General features: G+C 65.2%; 15 protein-coding genes. 5 read left to right on the plus strand and 10 right to left on the minus strand.

Features of this window, described 5'->3' with window-relative positions; translation table 11 throughout:
- Positions 1-66 precede the first annotated feature (66 nt).
- A complete protein-coding gene (locus tag C2862_RS01550) occupies positions 67-960 on the plus strand; it encodes an NAD-dependent protein deacetylase (protein WP_136218342.1) in 894 nt (297 codons plus the stop codon).
- Positions 957-2,018, plus strand: a complete 1,062-nt coding sequence (locus tag C2862_RS01555) for an alpha/beta fold hydrolase (protein WP_229467239.1) — start codon at positions 957-959, stop codon at positions 2,016-2,018. The genes C2862_RS01550 and C2862_RS01555 overlap by 4 nt, the downstream gene beginning before the upstream one ends.
- A gap of 123 nt (positions 2,019-2,141) precedes the next feature.
- Here the strand turns inward: C2862_RS01555 and nadC are convergent, their stop codons facing one another.
- The 8 genes from nadC to queE form a co-directional block, all read right to left on the minus strand.
- The gene (nadC, locus tag C2862_RS01560) at positions 2,142-3,008 is read right to left on the minus strand and encodes a carboxylating nicotinate-nucleotide diphosphorylase (RefSeq protein ID WP_136218343.1); all 867 of its coding nucleotides are present in this window, start codon (positions 3,006-3,008) and stop codon (positions 2,142-2,144) included.
- The gene (nadA, locus tag C2862_RS01565; RefSeq protein ID WP_136218344.1) at positions 3,005-4,138 is read right to left on the minus strand and encodes a quinolinate synthase NadA; all 1,134 of its coding nucleotides are present in this window, start codon (positions 4,136-4,138) and stop codon (positions 3,005-3,007) included. The genes nadC and nadA overlap by 4 nt, the downstream gene beginning before the upstream one ends.
- Before the next feature lie 95 nt (positions 4,139-4,233).
- Positions 4,234-5,835, minus strand: a complete 1,602-nt coding sequence (locus tag C2862_RS01570) for an ABC-F family ATPase (RefSeq protein WP_136218345.1) — start codon at positions 5,833-5,835, stop codon at positions 4,234-4,236.
- A 95-nt stretch (positions 5,836-5,930) separates the two neighbouring features.
- On the minus strand, positions 5,931-6,848 hold the full coding sequence (ldcA, locus tag C2862_RS01575) for a muramoyltetrapeptide carboxypeptidase (RefSeq protein WP_136218346.1): 918 nt from the start codon (positions 6,846-6,848) through the stop codon (positions 5,931-5,933).
- Between the two features lie 4 nt (positions 6,849-6,852).
- Positions 6,853-7,779 carry an alpha/beta fold hydrolase gene (locus tag C2862_RS01580; protein ID WP_136218347.1) on the minus strand — a complete coding sequence of 309 codons (927 nt, stop codon included), beginning with the start codon at positions 7,777-7,779 and terminating at the stop codon, positions 6,853-6,855.
- 117 nt (positions 7,780-7,896) lie between these two features.
- On the minus strand, positions 7,897-8,409 hold the full coding sequence (gene tadA, locus C2862_RS01585; RefSeq protein WP_136218348.1) for a tRNA adenosine(34) deaminase TadA: 513 nt from the start codon (positions 8,407-8,409) through the stop codon (positions 7,897-7,899).
- Complete coding sequence (gene queD, locus C2862_RS01590; RefSeq protein ID WP_136218349.1) at positions 8,402-8,848, minus strand: 6-carboxytetrahydropterin synthase QueD; 447 nt, start codon at positions 8,846-8,848, stop codon at positions 8,402-8,404. Before queD ends, tadA begins: the two co-directional genes overlap by 8 nt.
- A 6-nt stretch (positions 8,849-8,854) precedes the next feature.
- Positions 8,855-9,490 carry a 7-carboxy-7-deazaguanine synthase gene (gene queE / locus C2862_RS01595; protein ID WP_136218350.1) on the minus strand — a complete coding sequence of 212 codons (636 nt, stop codon included), beginning with the start codon at positions 9,488-9,490 and terminating at the stop codon, positions 8,855-8,857.
- Between the two features lie 191 nt (positions 9,491-9,681).
- On the opposite strand from queE, the gene C2862_RS01600 reads away from it, so the two are divergent.
- From C2862_RS01600 to C2862_RS01610, 3 genes are all read left to right on the plus strand, one after another.
- Positions 9,682-10,632, plus strand: coding sequence for a sensor histidine kinase (locus tag C2862_RS01600; RefSeq protein ID WP_136218351.1), 951 nt, complete (start codon positions 9,682-9,684; stop codon positions 10,630-10,632).
- 265 nt (positions 10,633-10,897) lie between these two features.
- Positions 10,898-11,815, plus strand: coding sequence for a diguanylate cyclase (locus tag C2862_RS01605; protein WP_136218448.1), 918 nt, complete (start codon positions 10,898-10,900; stop codon positions 11,813-11,815).
- A gap of 79 nt (positions 11,816-11,894) precedes the next feature.
- A complete protein-coding gene (locus C2862_RS01610) occupies positions 11,895-14,747 on the plus strand; it encodes a pitrilysin family protein (RefSeq protein ID WP_229467240.1) in 2,853 nt (950 codons plus the stop codon).
- Between the two features lie 105 nt (positions 14,748-14,852).
- Here the strand turns inward: C2862_RS01610 and C2862_RS25635 are convergent, their stop codons facing one another.
- Both C2862_RS25635 and C2862_RS01620 read right to left on the minus strand, forming a co-directional pair.
- Positions 14,853-16,787 carry a YsnF/AvaK domain-containing protein gene (locus C2862_RS25635; protein ID WP_229467241.1) on the minus strand — a complete coding sequence of 645 codons (1,935 nt, stop codon included), beginning with the start codon at positions 16,785-16,787 and terminating at the stop codon, positions 14,853-14,855.
- A 24-nt stretch (positions 16,788-16,811) separates the two neighbouring features.
- Positions 16,812-17,237: a DUF2382 domain-containing protein gene (locus C2862_RS01620; RefSeq protein WP_168709979.1), complete on the minus strand. Its 426-nt coding sequence runs from the start codon at positions 17,235-17,237 to the stop codon at positions 16,812-16,814.
- Positions 17,238-17,408: the final 171 nt, after the last annotated feature.

Below are 17,408 nucleotides of genomic sequence, written 5' to 3' on the forward strand. Positions count from 1 at the left end.
GGAATCGTGTGTCGGATGAACCCGCAAGGATGCTAGGATCCCAGCAGAAAGGGAGGATGCGTCACGATGGCCGAAGGATTCGAAGTACATGACGAGGTGTCGGCGCTTGCAAGTTTTCTGGAGCGTCACCCGCGCGCGCTGGTGCTGACCGGCGCCGGCCTGTCGACCGCCTCGGGCATACCGGATTACCGCGACCGCGATGGCGTGCGGCGCGGCCGGCAGCCGATCCAGGGACCTGAATTTCGCCGCTCCCAGGCGGTGCAGCGCCGCTACTGGGCGCGAAGCATGATCGGCTGGCCGGTACTGGCCCAGGCGCGTCCGAACGCCGGCCACGAAGCCCTGGCCGCGATCGAGGCGGCGGGCAGGCTCGGCTCACTGCTCACGCAAAACGTCGACGGCCTGCACCAGCGTGCGGGCAGCCATGCCGTGCTTGAACTGCACGGCAATATCCATTCCGTGCTTTGCCTGCAGTGCGGCTTCCGGGTCCCTCGCGCGTTTGTACAGACCCAGCTGCAGGACTTGAATCCGCACGTCGCGAAGGCGGCAGCCCAGCCGCTGCCCGACGGCGACGCTCAGGTCGAACCGGAATTCCTGGACGAGTTCACGCTACCGGTGTGCAGCCATTGCGGCGGCACCCTGATGCCCGACGTGGTTTTCTTCGGCGATAACGTCCCGGCCGCGCGCACCGCCTGCGCGCTGGCCCAGATGGAAGCGGCCGACGCCCTGCTGGTGGTCGGCTCCTCGCTGATGGTGTATTCGGGATTCCGCTTCTGCCGCCTGGCGGACGAAGCCGGCAAGCCGATCGCCGCCCTGAACCTCGGACGCACCCGCGCCGACCACCTGGTCACGCTGAAGATCGAAGCATCCGCCGAACGCTTGCTGCCGCAGGTCGCGGCGCGGCTCGGCGCCCATCACCAGCCCGTTCCGATCGGGCTCATCGACGAAAGGGGAGTATCTTGAGGACATCGCGTCGTTCAATCGATTCACCAGGCAGCAGCACCGGCAGCGGCTTGCGCACCGGGCTGGCCGTGGCCGGCATCGGCCTGCTGGCCTCCTGGCTGGTCGTACGCAGCAAGACGGCCCAGGCCGAAAGCGAGAACCCGCCGCGCGGCAAGTTCGTCGACGTCGACGGCGTGCGCCTGCATTATCTCGAGCGCGGCAGCGGTCCGACCCTGGTCCTGTTACATGGGAACGGTGTCGTCGCCAACGACTTCGAGTACAGCGGGCTGATGAGCCAGCTCAGTGGACGCTACCGCGTCATCGCCTTCGACCGTCCCGGCTACGGCTATAGCGATCGTCCACGCAGCACGGTCTGGACCCCGGATGCCCAGGCCCGCCTGTTGCACCACGCGCTGCAGGAGATCGGGGTCGATTCGGCCATCGTGCTGGGCCACTCCTGGGGCACGATGGTGGCGCTGGCCATGGGCCTGCAAGTGCCGGACTTCGTGCGCGGCCTGGTGCTGCTGTCGGGTTACTACTACCCTACCCTGCGGCTGGACGTGCCTTTCGTGGCCCAGCCGGCGATCCCGGTCGTCGGCGACCTGCTGCGGCATACGGTCTCGCCACTGGTATCGCGCCTGCTCTGGCCCTTGCTCTGCAAGCGGGTGTTTGCGCCGATGCTGGTGTCGGAACGCTTCAAGCAGCTCTCGCCCTGGATGGCGCTGCGCCCGAAACAGCTGCGCGCCAGCGGCGCCGAAGCGGCGCTGATGATCCCGGCCGCCATGTCTCTGTCGAAGCGCCTCGACCAGCTGCGCGTGCCGGTCGAGATCATCACGGGAACGCAGGACAAGATCGTCAAGCCCACGCCCCATTCCGAGCGCCTGCACGAGGAACTCCAGGCCGGGGGTAAATCGAGCACGCTGCACCTGCAGCCCGGGGTCGGCCACATGGTGCATTATTCGGAGCCGGAACGGGTGGCGAGCGCGGTCGACGCGATCGCGGCGCAGGTGGGGGAACCAATCGGGATGCGCAGCCCGCAAGCGGAAGCATTGGCGCGGGCAAGCGAGAGCGGGGTTTGATCGGCTTCGCGTCCCTCGATACCGGTGCGGGAGCGCACCGGTTCCGTGACGCGTCGGCATGCCCACCCTACAAAGGCGGCAAACCGTAGGGTGGGCATGCCCACGCGTAAACGTCGAGTCGTGTTAGCCCACAATGCGCAAGGAGAAATCCGTCGCCCGCACATCCTTGGTCAGGCTGCCGATCGAAATCCGATCCACGCCCGTCTCGGCGATCGCCCGCACCGTCTCCATATTAATTCCGCCCGATGCCTCCAGCAGCGCGCGCCCTGCATTCACCTTCACCGCCTCGCGCATCATCTCGAGATTGAAGTTATCCAGCAGGACCGACTTCACGCCCGCCGCCAGCGCTTCTTCCAGCTGGGCGATGGTCTCGACTTCGATCTGCACTGTCACGCCCGCGTTCAGGGCCGCGGCATTCTCCAGCGCGCGTGTCACGCCGCCGGCCGCCGCAATGTGGTTCTCCTTGATCAGAATGCCGTCGTACAAGGCCATGCGCTGGTTCTTGCCGCCGCCGACGCGCACCGCGTACTTCTGCGCCTGGCGCAGGCCGGGGAGCGTCTTGCGGGTGTCGAGGATCGCGGCGTTGGTACCGGCGATGACGTCGACATACTTGCGGGTGGCGCTCGCCACGCCCGAGAGCAGCTGCATGAAGTTCAGCGCGCCGCGTTCGGCCGTCAACAGGGAGCGCGGCGAGCCGGAGATCGTGCAGACCACGCTGTCCTTGGCCATCAGATCGCCCTCGGCATACTTCCAGTCGATCTCGATGTCCTGGTCGACGGCCAGCATCACGCCTTCGAACCAGGGCGCGCCGCACAGCACGGCCTCTTCCCGGACGATCACGCGGGCCTGGGCGCGCGGCCCTTCGGGCACCAGCATGCCGGTCAGGTCGCCGGTGCCGACGTCTTCCAGGAGCGCGGCCAGGATGTTCTGTTCGAACGAAGCCTGCAGTTTTTCGTCGAAAGCATCGTGGGGATTCTTCAGCGTCGTCATGCGGGACCTACATTCGAATAGAGTTGGGTGTTCTGCTCCAGCGCGCCGCTCGGCAGCGCTTTCGCTTTCTTGGCGGCGGCAAAATCCAGCATGCGGTCGATCGCGCGCACGGCCTCCTTGCCGATCGCCGGGTCGACAAAGACTTCGTTGGCGCCGGATTCCAGCACCTCGGCCAGGTTTTTCAGGCCGTTCATCGCCATCCATGGGCAGTGCGCGCAGCTCTTGCAGGTCGCGCTGTTGCCGGCGGTTGGCGCCTCGATGAAGTGCTTGCCCGGCGCAGCCATGCGCATCTTGTGCAGGATGCCGTTGTCGGTGGCGACGATGAAATGGGTCGCGTCGAGCGTCTGCGCGGCGTTGATCAGCTGCGTGGTCGAGCCGACCACGTCGGCCTGCGCCACGACATTCGCCGGCGACTCCGGGTGCACCAGCACCTTGGCGTCCGGGTACTCGGCCTTCAGGAGGTCGAGTTCGATGCCCTTGAACTCGTCGTGGACGATGCAGGAGCCCTGCCACAGCAGCATGTCGGCGCCGGTCTGCTTCTGGATGTAGGAACCCAGGTGGCGGTCGGGCGCCCACAGGATTTTCTTGCCCTGCTCGTGCAGGTGCTTGACGATGTCGAGGCCGATCGAGGACGTGACCATCCAGTCGGCGCGTGCTTTTACCGCCGCGCTGGTGTTCGCGTAGACGACGACCGTGCGGTCCGGATGCTGGTCGCAGAAGGCGGCGAATTCGTCGGCCGGGCAGCCGAGATCCAGCGAGCAGGTCGCTTCCAGGTCCGGCATCAGGATGGTTTTCTCGGGGCTGAGGATCTTCGCGGTTTCGCCCATGAAGCGCACGCCGGCGACGACCAGGGTCTTGGCCGGGTGATCGCGGCCGAAGCGGGCCATTTCGAGGGAGTCGGAGACGCAGCCGCCGGTTTCCTCGGCCAGGTCCTGCAGCTCGGGATCGACGTAGTAGTGGGCGACCAGGACCGCTTCTTTTTCCTTCAGGAGGCGCTTGATGCGTTCCTTCAGTTCGGCTTTTTCCGCGGGCGTAGGCTGGGCGGGGATGCGGGCCCAGGCCTGGGCGGTGCAGGCGGTGCCGCCCTGGGGGTGGTCGTATTCGTAGGTTTGGATGGGCTGGATGTTCATGGCTCTTATAGACGGGCAATTAGACCGGCGCGAGGATTCGCACGCCGGTTGAACGCGTGGACGGCGAAGCCGTCCACCCTACAGGTACAGCCGAATCAGTCGATACCCTGGCTCTTCAGGTACTCTTCGTAGTTGCCGCGGAAGTCGACGACTTCGTTTTCCTTTACTTCCAGCACGCGGGTTGCGAGCGAGGAGACGAATTCGCGGTCGTGCGAGACGAAGATCAGCGTGCCTTCGTACTTGTCGAGTGCAACGTTCAGCGACTCGATCGATTCCATGTCCATGTGGTTGGTCGGTTCGTCGAGCAACAGCACGTTGTGGCGGCCCAGCATCAGCTTGCCGTACATCATGCGGCCCTTTTCGCCACCGGACAGCACGCGCACCGATTTCTTCACCTCGTCGCCGCCGAACAGCAGGCGCCCCAGGATCGAGCGCACGGCCAGGTCGTCGTCGCCCTCTTTGGTCCAGCGGCCCATCCAGTCGGTCAGATTGGCGTCGGTGGCAAAATCTTCGGTCGGATCCTGCGGCATGTAGCCGACGTTGGCGTTCTCGGCCCACTTCACGCGGCCCTGGTCGGCGGACAGGCCGGTGATCTCTTCGCCGCCGATACAGCGCAGCAGCGTGGTCTTACCCGCACCGTTGGCGCCGATGATCGCGATGCGCTCGCCCGCCTCGACCATGATCGAGAAGTTCTTGAACAGGGTGCGGTCGTAGGCCTTGGTGAGGCCTTCGGTCTCCACCGCCAGGCGGTGCAGCTTCTTCTCGCCTTCGAAGCGGACGAACGGGTAGGCGCGCGAGGACGGCTTGAATTCCTCGATCTTGATCTTGTCGATCTGTTTCGCGCGCGAGGTGGCCTGGCGTGCCTTGGACTTGTTGGCCGAGAAGCGGCGCACGAATTCCTGCAGTTCGGCGACTTTCTCCTTGGCCTTCGCGTTGTTCGCCAGCTGCTGGTTGCGCGCCTGGGTCGAGGCCAGCATGTAGTCGTCGTACGAGCCCGGATACACCTTCAGGGTGCCGTAGTCCATGTCGGCGATGTGGGTGCAGACCTGGTTCAGGAAGTGGCGATCGTGCGAGATGATGATCATCGTCGAGTTGCGCTGGTTCAGGATGTCCTCGAGCCAGCGGATCGTGTTGATGTCCAGGTTGTTGGTCGGTTCGTCGAGCAGCAAGATGTCCGGATTCGAGAACAGGGCCTGGGCCAGCAGCACGCGCAGCTTCCAGCCCGGCGCCACGGCGCTCATCGGGCCCTGGTGCAGCTCGCTGCCGATCTCCAGGCCCAGCAGCAGTTCGCCGGCGCGCGCTTCGGCCGAGTAACCGTCGTACTCGGCGACCTTGCCCTCGAGCTCGGCCGCTTTCATGTAGTCGTCGTCGGTCGCTTCCGGGTTGGCGTAGATGGCGTCGCGCTGGGACATGGCTTCCCACAGTTCGGTGTGGCCCATCATGACCACGTCGAGCACGCGCACGTCCTCATACGCGAACTGGTCCTGGCGCAGCTTGCCCAGGCGCTCGCCCGGATCGAGGCTGACGTTGCCGGCGGACGGCTCCAGGTCGCCGCCCAGGATCTTCATGAAGGTCGACTTGCCGCAGCCGTTCGCGCCGATCAGGCCGTAACGGTTGCCTTCGCCGAACTTGACGGAGATGTTCTCGAAGAGCGGCTTGGCGCCGAATTGCATTGTGATGTTAGCTGTGGAGAGCACTGGGGAAACCTTATAAGCGATAAGTACGATTAACCGTGCATTTTACCATCGTGAGCGCGGCCCGGGTTGTCAGGCCGCTCACAGAAGAGGTCGGCTCAGCCGCGCGGGAAGGTCGGGTAGCCGGCCATCGTCAGGCGGAAGCCCTGCTCGTTCGATACCAGGCTGGCCTGGGCACCGAAAGGAATCGTGACCCGGTGCGGCCCATGGCCGAAGCTCAGTCCCTCGATCACGGGAATCGGCAAGGTCTTGCGCAGGTAGGCCAACATTTCGCCGAAGTCGTAGCCATTGTCCATGGCGCCCAGGCGGTAGCCGGAAAAGTCGCCCAGCACCAGCGCCTGCTGGCGTGCCAGGATGCCGGCCTGCTGCAGCTGCAGGATCATACGTTCGACCCGGTAAGGGTGTTCCGCAATGTCTTCCACGAACAGGATGCCGTTCTCGATGCGCGGAAACCATTCGGTGCCGATCAGCGAGGCGATCATCGCCAGGTTGCCGCCCCAGATCGTGCCCGCCGCTTCCACGCGCGGGTTGCCGGCGACGGTTTCGAGAATCGTGTGGGTCGGGCCGGCCAGGCAGGACCAGAACTGGTCCCAGGTGAAGTCGTCGAGTTCCTCGACGCCAAAATCGCTGGCGGCGAAGGGGCCGGCGTAGCTCAGCGCGCCCGTTTTCGCATAGAGGCCGAACTGCAGCGCGGTGATGTCGGAATAGCCGACGAAGAGCTTGCCACTGCTTGCGAGTCGCTCGAAATCGATGGCCGGCATCAGGCGGGTCAGCCCGTACCCGCCGCGCACGGCCAGCACCAGATCGACCTCGGGATTCTCGGCTGCCGCGTACAGCGCGGCCAGGCGCGCTTCGTCAGTGCCGCCGAAGCGCTGGAAGGCGGCGCCGTGGTCGTAGTAATTGAAGACGCGGCAGCCGTGGGCTGCGAGACGGGCGATGCCGCGCTCGACCGCTTTCGGGTCCGGCACGCAGCCGGAAGGCGCCACGATGGCGACGCCGGGTTGGGGTTTGATCACAGGGTCATTGCCTGACGAAGAGGCGCGGTGTTGAGTCCGGCGCCATCTTACCGCGCGCATTGGCGTCGATCAAGGCAAGCATCCGCTCGTTCAGCTGGCTGGGCAGGTCGTGGCCCATGCCCTGGATCACTTCCAGGCGCGCGCCGGGAATCTGGTTTGCGGTGTCCTCGCCGCAGGCGAGCGGCACCAGCGGGTCGGCCGCGCCATGGATCACCAGTGTCGGCACTGTAATGGCGCGCAGCAGCTCGCCCCGTTCGGGCGCTGCGTTCACGGCCAGCATCTGGCGCGCCGTGCCGGCCGGGCAATAGCAGCGACGCAATGCGCGGGCGGCGCGGCGCCGTAGCTGCTTTTCCGGGGTCGGATAGACCGGACTCCCGATCGCCTGCTGCAAGCTGACGGCGGTGTCGATGATCGATTCGACGTCGTCGGGATTGGCAGGTTTGCGCAGCAGCGCTTCGCGCGCCGCCGGCGTCGGGCCGGGCAATCCGCGTTTGCCGCTGCTCGACATGATCGAGGTGAGGCTGAGTACACGCTGCGGATGGCGCGCCGCCAGGATCTGCGCCACCATCCCGCCCATCGAGACGCCGACCAGGTGGGCGCGCGCGATGCCCAGGCTGGACAGCACGCCGAGGGCATCCTCTGCCATGTCGTCCAGGTGGTAGGAGGGACTGCCAGGCAGTTTCAGGTGTTCCCTGATCCAGTTCCACAGCGCATTCGGCTTGCCTGCGCGGTCGAACTTGGTGGACAGACCGCTGTCTCGGTGGTCGAAACGGATGACGTAGAAGCCGAGCTCGACCAGGCCGTCGACGAATTCCTCGGGCCAGCTGGTCAGCTGCATGCCGAGCCCATGCACCAGCAGCAGCGGCGTGGACTTGGCGTCCCCGGCGGTGTCGAAGGCGATGCGGATTCCGTTGGCGGTGAGCGTGGGCATGGTGGCGTGTAAAAACGTGGCGCTGCGTCGCACTGCCTTGGTAGGCAGTACAAATCCAGCATAACATTTTCACAGCATGGGCGGCGCCCATGGCCGCGCATGCGTGCGCGGGCCTGCTTACTCGGCCGGAATGCGGCGTGCCGCAGCGCGCCTTTCGGCAAAGAAGCCCTTGAGCATTGCGCTCGCCTCCTCCGCCAGCACGCCGCCAACGACCTCGGTATGGTGGTTCAGCACCTCGTGCGCAAACAGGTCGAGCACGGAGCCGCAGACGCCGGTCTTCGGGTCGCTGGCCGCATACACGACGCGCGCCAGGCGCGCGTGCATCATCGCGCCCGAGCACATCGCGCAGGGTTCCAGCGTAACGTAGAGTTCGCAGCCGGGCAGCCGGTAGTTGCCCAGCTTTTCGCCGGCCGCACGCAGGGCCATGACTTCGGCGTGCGCGGTCGGATCATGGCGTCCGATCGGCTGGTTGTAGCCGACGGCCACCACTTCGCCATCCTTGACGACCACGGCGCCGACCGGCACCTCGCCCTGGGCGCGCGCCAGCTCCGCCTGCTCGAGCGCCAGGCGCATGAAGCGGGCATCAAGTGCGAGGCCGGCGAGCTCCGGCGTGCTGACGCTATCAGGCATCGGTGATCTCGGCCCAGCAGTTCGGGGTTTCGTGCAGCACCAGTTTATGAAGATGCAGGCCGGTGCCGAAGCGGTCGGTATAGGCCGCCTTCAGGATGCCGAAGGCGACTTGCGCCAGGTTCTCCACGGTCGGGATGCGGTCGATCACGACCGTCTTGTGGCCTGGCAGGCTGGCGAGGAATTCGCGCACCTTTTCGTCCTTGTCGTAGACGATGAAGGCGTGATCCCAGACGTCGACCAGGTACTCCTTGGCGAGCGCCTTGATGTCGGAGAAGTCCATGATCATGCCGTTGTCGGAATTGCCTTCCGCCTGGATCACCTCGCCCTGGAGCGTGATCTCGAGCGTGTAGCGGTGGCCGTGCAGGTTGCGGCACTGGCTTTTGTGGTCGGGAATCCGGTGGCCGGCATCGAATTCGAGTTTGCGGGTAATGGTAAGCATCAGCTTTTAGGGGATCTGGAGGAGTTTATGGGTCTGGAGGCTGAGCTTCCATTTCGGGTTCTTGCGGCAGGTCTCGATCGCCAGGCGCGTGTTCTGCGCGGCGAGAATGCCGTCCATCGGCTGCACGAAGAAGTTGTCGAAGTCGAGGTGCTCGTAGGCGGCCAGATCCTGGCCGGCCTGCGGGATCACGACCTTGATCTCGTTGCCCTTCTCGACCACCAGCGTCGAGCCCATCTTCGGACTGACGCAGATCCAGTCGACGCCGGCCGGCACCGGCAGGGTGCCGTTGGTCTCGATGGCGATGGTGAAGCCGCGCGCATGCATGGCGTCGATCAGCGGCGCGTCCAGCTGCAGCAGCGGCTCGCCGCCGGTGAAGACGACGTATTTACTGGGCGCGTAGGTCGCCGGCCACAGGCTGTCGATTTCAAGAGCCAGCGCTTCGGCATCGCGGAACTTGCCGCCGCGTTCGCCGTCCGTGCCGACGAAATCGGTGTCGCAGAAGGTGCACACGGCGCTGGCACGGTCCTGCTCGCGGCCGGTCCACAGGTTGCAGCCGGAGAAGCGGCAGAACACGGCCGGCCGGCCGGCGTGCGCCCCTTCGCCCTGCAGGGTATAGAAAATCTCTTTGATGCTGTAAGTCACGTTAAGCCTCTCGTCAACCTTCCATTATACCGCGCCTGCGCAGGCTTGCCGAGGGAGGGCCATTCACACCGCTTGTCGCTCGTGCACACGCTATACGTCACGGGTATTGACTAGCGACAAAATCCGACATCGCTACAGACGGTAACTTGATTAGCGGAAATTTCTTATAACCCGTCGGAAGGAGGAGCGTCATGAAAACAGTCGGCTGCCTTTCTGCCAGCGCCATCGCCATCGCGACCGCCCTCGCCTGCGCCGCCTGTGTCTTCGGCGCCGCCCTGCCGGTATCCACGGCCAGCTTCTCGGTGCTGACGACCCTGCTCTGGCTGCTCGGCGCCGGCGGCGCGATCTGCCTGCTGCTGCGCCGCGCGATCGAAGCCGACGACCGGGTGCATGAACTGGCGGCCCGCCTGGCAGGCGAACAGGACGCCCGCGCGAAGGCTGAAACCATTTTGGCCGATACCCAGACGGTGCTGTCGAAAGTGGTACGCCAGCAGGAAAGCGCGCGCGACGGCGAGCGTGGCCGCATTGCGCGCGACATCCACGAGGAGCTCGGCCAGACCCTGCTGACCCTGCGCGTCGAGCTCTGCCTGCTGCAGGCCGCGTCGAACGGCATCCACCCATCGGTGCACCAGAAGGCCGGCGCCATGGTCGGCACCCTCGACCTGGCCCTGCACTCGCTGCGCAGCGTGGTCAACGGCCTGCGCCCCCTGGCCCTGGGCGAAGGCCTGCGCGCCGCGGTCGAACGCCAGCTCGACGAATTCACCCGCCTGAACGGCATCGCGCACCGGCTCGATATCGCGCCGGGCACCCTGTCCGAACCGGAAAGCGCGCCCTACGAAGCCGAAGCCCTGCTCTACCGCGTCTTGCAGGAAGCGCTGGCCGGCGTCGCCTATCAGGCCAGCGCGACCGAAGTCGTGGTGTCCCTGCAGCGCGGCCGCGACGGACTGACGTTGCGCGTGGACGACAATGGCGCCAACGGCGACGCCGGCCGCCGCAGCGCCCTGCCCTGCGCCTGCGGCCTGGCCGGCATGCGCGAACGGGTCGAAGCCTCGGGCGGCGCCCTGCGTATCGCAACCGCGCCCGGTGGCGGGACGGCGCTGTCGCTGGTCCTGCCCTGTAGCCAGGGTCTCGCGCTGAGCTGAATTGTCAATCCGGAGGCTATTGCTGTAAATCAATAGCGCGCGGCGGTCGACGTTGGAAAATCGGTTCTTGTCAGCAATCAACAATTGCTTAACGGAATCTCAAGGGCCGACGATGACCAGTACAGCCATGCAATGCGCAAGCACCCCGGCGAACGATCCCCCGCTTCCCGCCAACGGAATCGGCAGCGGCCAGCATGCCGGCCTGCCGGGCACCCTGAGCCATGCGATCGCCCCGGCCACCGAGCTCGCCTTTGCCTATCAGCTGATGGAAATGCTGGCGGTTCCTGCTTTTGTCCTCGACAGCCACGCCCAGGTGTTGATCTGGAACCGCGCCTGCGAACGCCTGACCGGGGTGCCGGCCAGCGAAATCGTCGGCACCGACCACCACTGGCGCAGCTTCTACGACGAACCGCGCCCGACCCTGGCCGACCTGGTGATCCAGAACCGGCTCGACGAAATCCGGCATATCTATCCGCGCCACGGCAAGCCGCAAGCCGGTAGCGCGACGCCCCTGTCGGTGGAAACCTGGTGCGACATGCCGCGCGCCGGCAAACGCCGCTACCTGGCCGCCGACGCCAGTCCGATCTTCGACGACAGCGGCCGATTGAAGGCCGTGGTCGAGACCCTGCGCGACCTGACCGAGGAAAAGATGGCGCGCCTGGCCCTGGAAAAACTGGCGACCCGCGACGGCCTCACCGGACTGGCCAACCGGCGCTGCTTCGACGATACCCTGGCCGCCGAGTGGCAGCGCGCCCAGCGCCAGTGCCAGCCGATCTCGCTGCTGATGGTCGACGTCGACAATTTCAAAGCCTATAACGACGCCAACGGCCATCTCGGCGGCGACGAATGCCTGAAGCGGATCGCCACGGCGGTCGCCAGCGAGATGCGCGCCAACGACCTGGTGGCGCGCTACGGCGGCGAAGAGTTCGCCGTGATCCTGCCGAACCAGTCCCTGAAGGGCGCGGCCATCGTCGCCGAGCGCATCCGCAGCCGCGTCGAGCGCCTGCGCCTGCCCAACGGCCTGGCGCCGCTGCGCCAGGTCACCGTGTCGATCGGCGCCGCCACCGCGATCGCCGGACCGGACAACAGCGCCAGCGAGCTGGTGGCGATCGCCGACGCCGCCCTGTACCGCGCCAAGCACCTCGGGCGCAACCGGATCAGCCTGCCCTCGGCCGAAGGCTGAACATACATATCTGATCATGCTGTCAATTCTGTAGGGAATATCTTATGCTGCGCGCTGGATTTCTTCCCAAGGAGACAGTGTGTCCACTTTCAAACCGACGGCGCTCGCGCTGTCCGCGCCGATGCTGTTTGCGTCGGCCGTCGCGCTCGCCGCACCGAACACGCCTGCCAAGACCGGCGGCGACGTCCTGCCGTTCAAGGCGCTCGAGAAAACCCTCGCCAACGGACTGAAGATCATCGTCGTGCCGACCGGCCTGCCGAACCTGGTCTCGGTCACGATTCCGGTGCAGACCGGCTCGCGTAACGAAGTCGAGCCCGGGAAGTCGGGCTTCGCCCACTTCTTCGAGCACATGATGTTCCGCGGTACCAAGGCCTACCCGCCCGAGAAGTACCAGGAAATCATCACCCGCGCCGGCGCGCGCCAGAACGCCTACACCAGCGACGACCTGACGAACTACTACACGACCTTCGCCAAGGAAGACCTGGAAACCGTCCTGAAGGTCGAGGCCGACCGCTTCCAGCACCTCGATTACCCGATCGAAGCCTTCAAGACCGAGTCGCGCGCCGTACTCGGCGAGTACAACAAGAACAGCGCGAACCCGATGCAGAAGCTGTTCGAGGTGCAGCGCGATGCCGCCTTCAACACGCACACCTACAAGCACACCACGATGGGCTTCCTGAAGGACATCGAGGACATGCCTAACCAGTACGAATACTCGAAGGTCTTCTTCGACCGCTGGTACCGTCCGGAGAAGACCACCATCATCGTCGCCGGCGACGTCGATCCGAAGAAGACGGTGGCGATGATCGAGAAATACTGGTCGGGCTGGAAGAAAGGCAGCTACAGCGTGCCGGTGCCGGCCGAACCGGCGCCAGGTGGCGCCCAGTATCGCCACGTTCCCTGGCAGACGCCGACCCTGCCGCTGGTGACGGTCGCCTTCCGCGCGCCGGCGTTCTCGGACAAGGAAAAGGACAGCGCCGCGCTCTCCATGCTGCTGTCGCTTTCGTTCGGCCGTACTTCGCCGCTGTACAAGCGCCTGGTGCAGGACGAGCAGAAGGTCGACCAGCTGTTCGACTACAGCCCGAACCGGGTCGATCCGAACCTGGCCACGATCGGCGCGCGCGTGAAAAAGCCGCTTGATGCCTTGTACGTCCGTGACGCGATCCTGGAAACGGTCGCGCGCCTGCGCGACACCCCGGTCACCGCCAAGGAGCTGGCGGACGCGAAATCGGCCCAGAAGTATGGCCTGATCCGCACCCTGGATAACACCGAGCAGATCGCGGCCACGCTGGCCTCCTACGTCCACTTCAACCGCTCTTACGGCACCCTGAACCGTTACTACCGCCTGGTCGACAGCCTGACCCCGGCCGACCTGCAGGCCGCGGCGCGCAAATACCTGGTCGACGACAGCATGGTGGTCACCACCCTCGCCCACGACGCCCTCCCTGCGGGGATCGAGACCCTGCCGAAACTGGCCGCCATGGCGCCGAAAGCGGGCAATGCCGATTTCAATGTGCTGGTGCAGAAGTCGGAACTGCCGCAGGTGCGCTTCAAGCTGCTGTTCGCGGCCGGTTCGGCGCATGACCCGAAAGGCAAGGAAGGCCTCGCCGCGCTCACCGCCGCGATGGTCGCCTCCAGCGGCTCGCGCGAGCGCAAGATCGACGAAGTGACCAAGGCCCTGTTCCCGCTGGCCGGCAGCTTCAGTGAGCAGGTCGACAAGGAGATGACGAGCTTCAGCGGCTCGATCCACAAGGACAACTGGGACGAGTATCTCGCTATCGCCCTGCCGCTGCTGCTCGAGCCGGGCTTCCGCGAAGAGGACTTCCGCCGCCTGAAGGACGCGCAGAAGAATGCCCTGCTGCTGGACCTGAAGGACAATAACGAAGAGGAGTTCGGCAAGGAGCGCCTGCAGACCAATGTGTATGCTGGCACGCCTTACGGCCATCCGGTACTGGGTACGGTCGCCGGCATCGAGTCGATCACGCTTGACGACGTCAAGGCTTTCTGGCGCCAGGCTTACACGACGGGCGCCGTGCGTGCCGGCATTTCGGGCGACGTCAGCGATGCGATGACGGCTTCGCTGAAATCGGCATTGGCGCGTCTTCCTGCCGGCGCGGGCCTGCCGGCCACCAGCGTGCCGCAGGGCCGCAAGCCGAACGGGCTGGAAATCGAGATCATCGAGAAGAACACCCGTGCCACCGCGATTTCCTTCGGCCTGCCCCTGGAAGTGACCCGTTCGCACCCGGATTTCCCGGCCCTGTGGCTGGCCAAGACCTGGCTCGGCGAGCACCGTGCGTCGAGCTCGCACCTGTACCAGCAAATCCGCGAGCTGCGCGGCATGAACTACGGCGACTACGCCTACATCGAAGCCTTCCCGCGCGGGATGTTCCAGTTCTTCCCGAATCCGAACCTGGGCCGCAAGGCGCAGCTGTTCGAAGTCTGGATCCGCCCGGTCGCGCCGCAGAACGGCCACTTCGCGCTGCGCCTGGCGCTGTCGGAACTGGGCAAGCTGGTGGACAAGGGCCTGACGAAGGAAGACTTCGAGACCACGCGCGACTACCTGATGAAAAACGTGTTCGTGATGACCGCGACCCAGGACCAGCGCCTTGGCTACGCGCTCGACTCGCAGTGGTACGGCACGCCGGAATTCACGAAGATGATGCGCGACGGCCTGGCCAGGCTGACGGTGGACGACGTGAACGCGGCGATCAGGAAGCACCTGTCGGCGCGCAATCTGTCGGTCGTCTTCATCACGAAGGATGCGGCCGGCCTGAAGAACGCGCTGGTGAGCGACGCCTTCTCGCCGATCACCTACGACGCGGCCAAGCCGCAGGCGGTGCTCGACGAGGACAAGGTGATCGGCGCCATGAAGCTGGACATCAAGCCGGAGAACGTGAGGATCACGCCGGCGGCCCAGGCGTTCGCGAAGTAATTGATGAGCGCCGGCACTGAATCGTGCCGGCTATTCATGAGCTGGAGTACTAAATAAGACAAGGGGCGCCCGTGGACGCCCCTTGCTTTTCCTACTTGACCGTTCTTACTTGGTCATCTTGTCCCAGCCGTGACGCACGGCGGCCTTCATGTTTTCCCAGGTCGAGCCGGTCGAACCCGTGTTGCGGGCTTCCCAGCCGCTGCGCAGGTCGGGTTCGACTTCGTCCCATGGACGGTTGCGGTACATCTGGCTCTGGCGCATTTCGGAACCATAGCTGTAGGCCGGCTTGTAGCTGTCGTAATCCGACGCGCCTGCCGTGCTGCTGTAGGTGGCGTTGTAGTGATTACGGTAGTAGCTGTCGTCGTCGTCGGTGGTCATGCGGTCCCAGCCCGACTTGACGGCGTCCTTCATGTTTTCCCAGGTCGAACCGGCCTTGCTGCCGGCGCGGGTCGACCAGTCGCTGGAGAGGTCGCTTTCGACGTCGTTCCACTGGCGGCCGCTGTACTTCTGGTTGCGCGCCATTTCCGAGCCGTAGCTGTAGGCCGGCGCGTAATCGTCGTACGACGCGCCGCTGCTCGCGTAGTTGCTGTTGTAGTGGTTGCGGTAGTAGCTGTCGTCGTCGCCCGTCATGCGGTCCCAGCCGGACTTGACCGCGTCCTTCATGCGCTCCCAGGTCGAACCTGCCTTGTTGCCGGCGCGGGTCGCCCAATCGCTGGAGAGGTCGGTCTCGACGTCGTTCCACTGGCGGCCCTGGTACTTCTGGCTGCGCGCCATTTCCGAGCCGTAGCTGTAGGCCGGCGCATAATCGTCGTACGAAGCGCCCGTGGTTCCGTAGTTGCTGGTGAAGTGGTTACGGTAATAGTCGTCGTCGCTCATCATGCTGGAGCGGGCCGAGCTGCCGCCGAGCTGTTCGACCTCGACTTCGGTATGGCGCACCGTGTCGCGGATCTGCTGCTCGCGCTGCGTCACTTCCTTGTTGATCATGACTTCCTCGACCACGCGCGCCGATTTCTCGACCACGGCTTCCTCGGCCGTCTCGCGCATCTCGATCGACTGCTCCTTGAAAGCGGTGGCATCCGCGCCGCTGATCGGCTCGTTGACCGGACGGCGCTGCACGTTCACGTGCTCTTCGCGCAGCTGCACGTTCTCGTTGACCGGGGTCTCGACGATGCGCGAGTAGACGCGCACGCCGCCGCGCGAGACTTCACGCTTGCCGACCTTCAGCTGCTCCTGCACGACCGGGATGGCGGCGGTATTCGTATCGCGTGCCATGGCGGTGTCGCGCTGCATCGAGTCCGACTTCGAGCCGGTCAGCGACGAGCCGCTCAGCGACGAGCCTTGCAGATTCGAGGTCGAAGCGGCCGAGCCTTCCAGCGAGGAGCCGCTCAGCGACTGCGACTGGTTCTGCAGGTTGCCGGTGCCGGAACCGTAGCTGCCGGTCGACAGTTCGTCGCGCGAACCGAGCGGTTCCTGGTAAGTGGTGCCCATCGGGTTCGGATCGTTCAGCGACTGCTGGTTCATCGGCAGGCGGTCGTTATCCGACTGCAGCGACATCGACTGGCCGCCGCTCATGCTGCCGGCGCTGCCCAGCATGGCGCCCGAGCCTTCGGTCAGGCCGCCGCTGCCAAGGCCCCATTTTTCCGACTGCTCGTCGATGTCGATCGGGCCGTAGCGCTCGACGATGTCGGCGGCGCGTTCGACTTCCGGCTCGCTGTCGGTGTTCACGCGCAGCACGTGGTGGCCGCGCTCGACGGCAGCCGAGTATTTGGTGCTGTGGGTGCTGTCGTCCGTGCCGAAGATATCGCTGAAGAAGTTCTTGATGCTGGTGCCGATGCCCGGCTCGTCGTCGGTGCTGCTGGTGCTCATGCTGGTGGAGCCGGGGGCGGCGCCGCCGGTCGAGGACATGGTGCCGCCCGGCTGGGTTTCGTCGCCATGCGACAGGCGCACGTCGGAGCTGGAGAAGCCCGAGGACAGCAGTTCGTTCTTGGCGCTCATGGCGTCATTGTGATTGTCGAAAACGGCGATCAGAGTATGTTGCATGATGAGTCCTCCAGATGGTGTTGATTACTTCATTGGCGGGGTGCCGGATTCGTCGAAGCGTTCGACGCTGACCTGCTCGGCCTTCAGGACGACCGATTCCTGGTGGTGTTCCTCGCGACGGATCCGGGTGATGTGAAGCTCTTCCTTGATGCGCACGCGGCGCTCGACAACCAGGACTTCCTCGAGGACGGGCACGACCAGCGTGTCGCCCTCGTAACGGTTGGCGGGCGCCTCGTCCGGGGCCACGATGCGGTCGACCGGGACGTGCCGGACCTCCACCTCTTCGCGCCCGAGACGCTCGTCGATGGTGACTGGCTGTTCGACCACGGATTTGTGTATGCGAACACCGCGTCCCGTGTCCACCACGCGGGTGCCGACAGCGAGTTCTTCCGCGATCACGGGGACCCGTACCGGGTCCTGTTCCAAAGGTTCTGCGGGATTGCCTGCCATTGTTTCGACTCCGTGTGGTTGCTTGCGCGAGACAGAGGCCAGACTACTCCAAACAGCCGGGGCACCGCGCACCATTGACTGTTGTAAATGTTGAGGTATTCACCACGCGTGAAATCGGCGGGAAGCGCGTAAATAAAGGCGAAATGCGAAGCGCAGGGGCCTTGAAAAGGC

The organism is Massilia sp. Mn16-1_5, from assembly GCF_004798585.1.
Classification (GTDB): Bacteria; Pseudomonadota; Gammaproteobacteria; order Burkholderiales; family Burkholderiaceae_D; genus Telluria.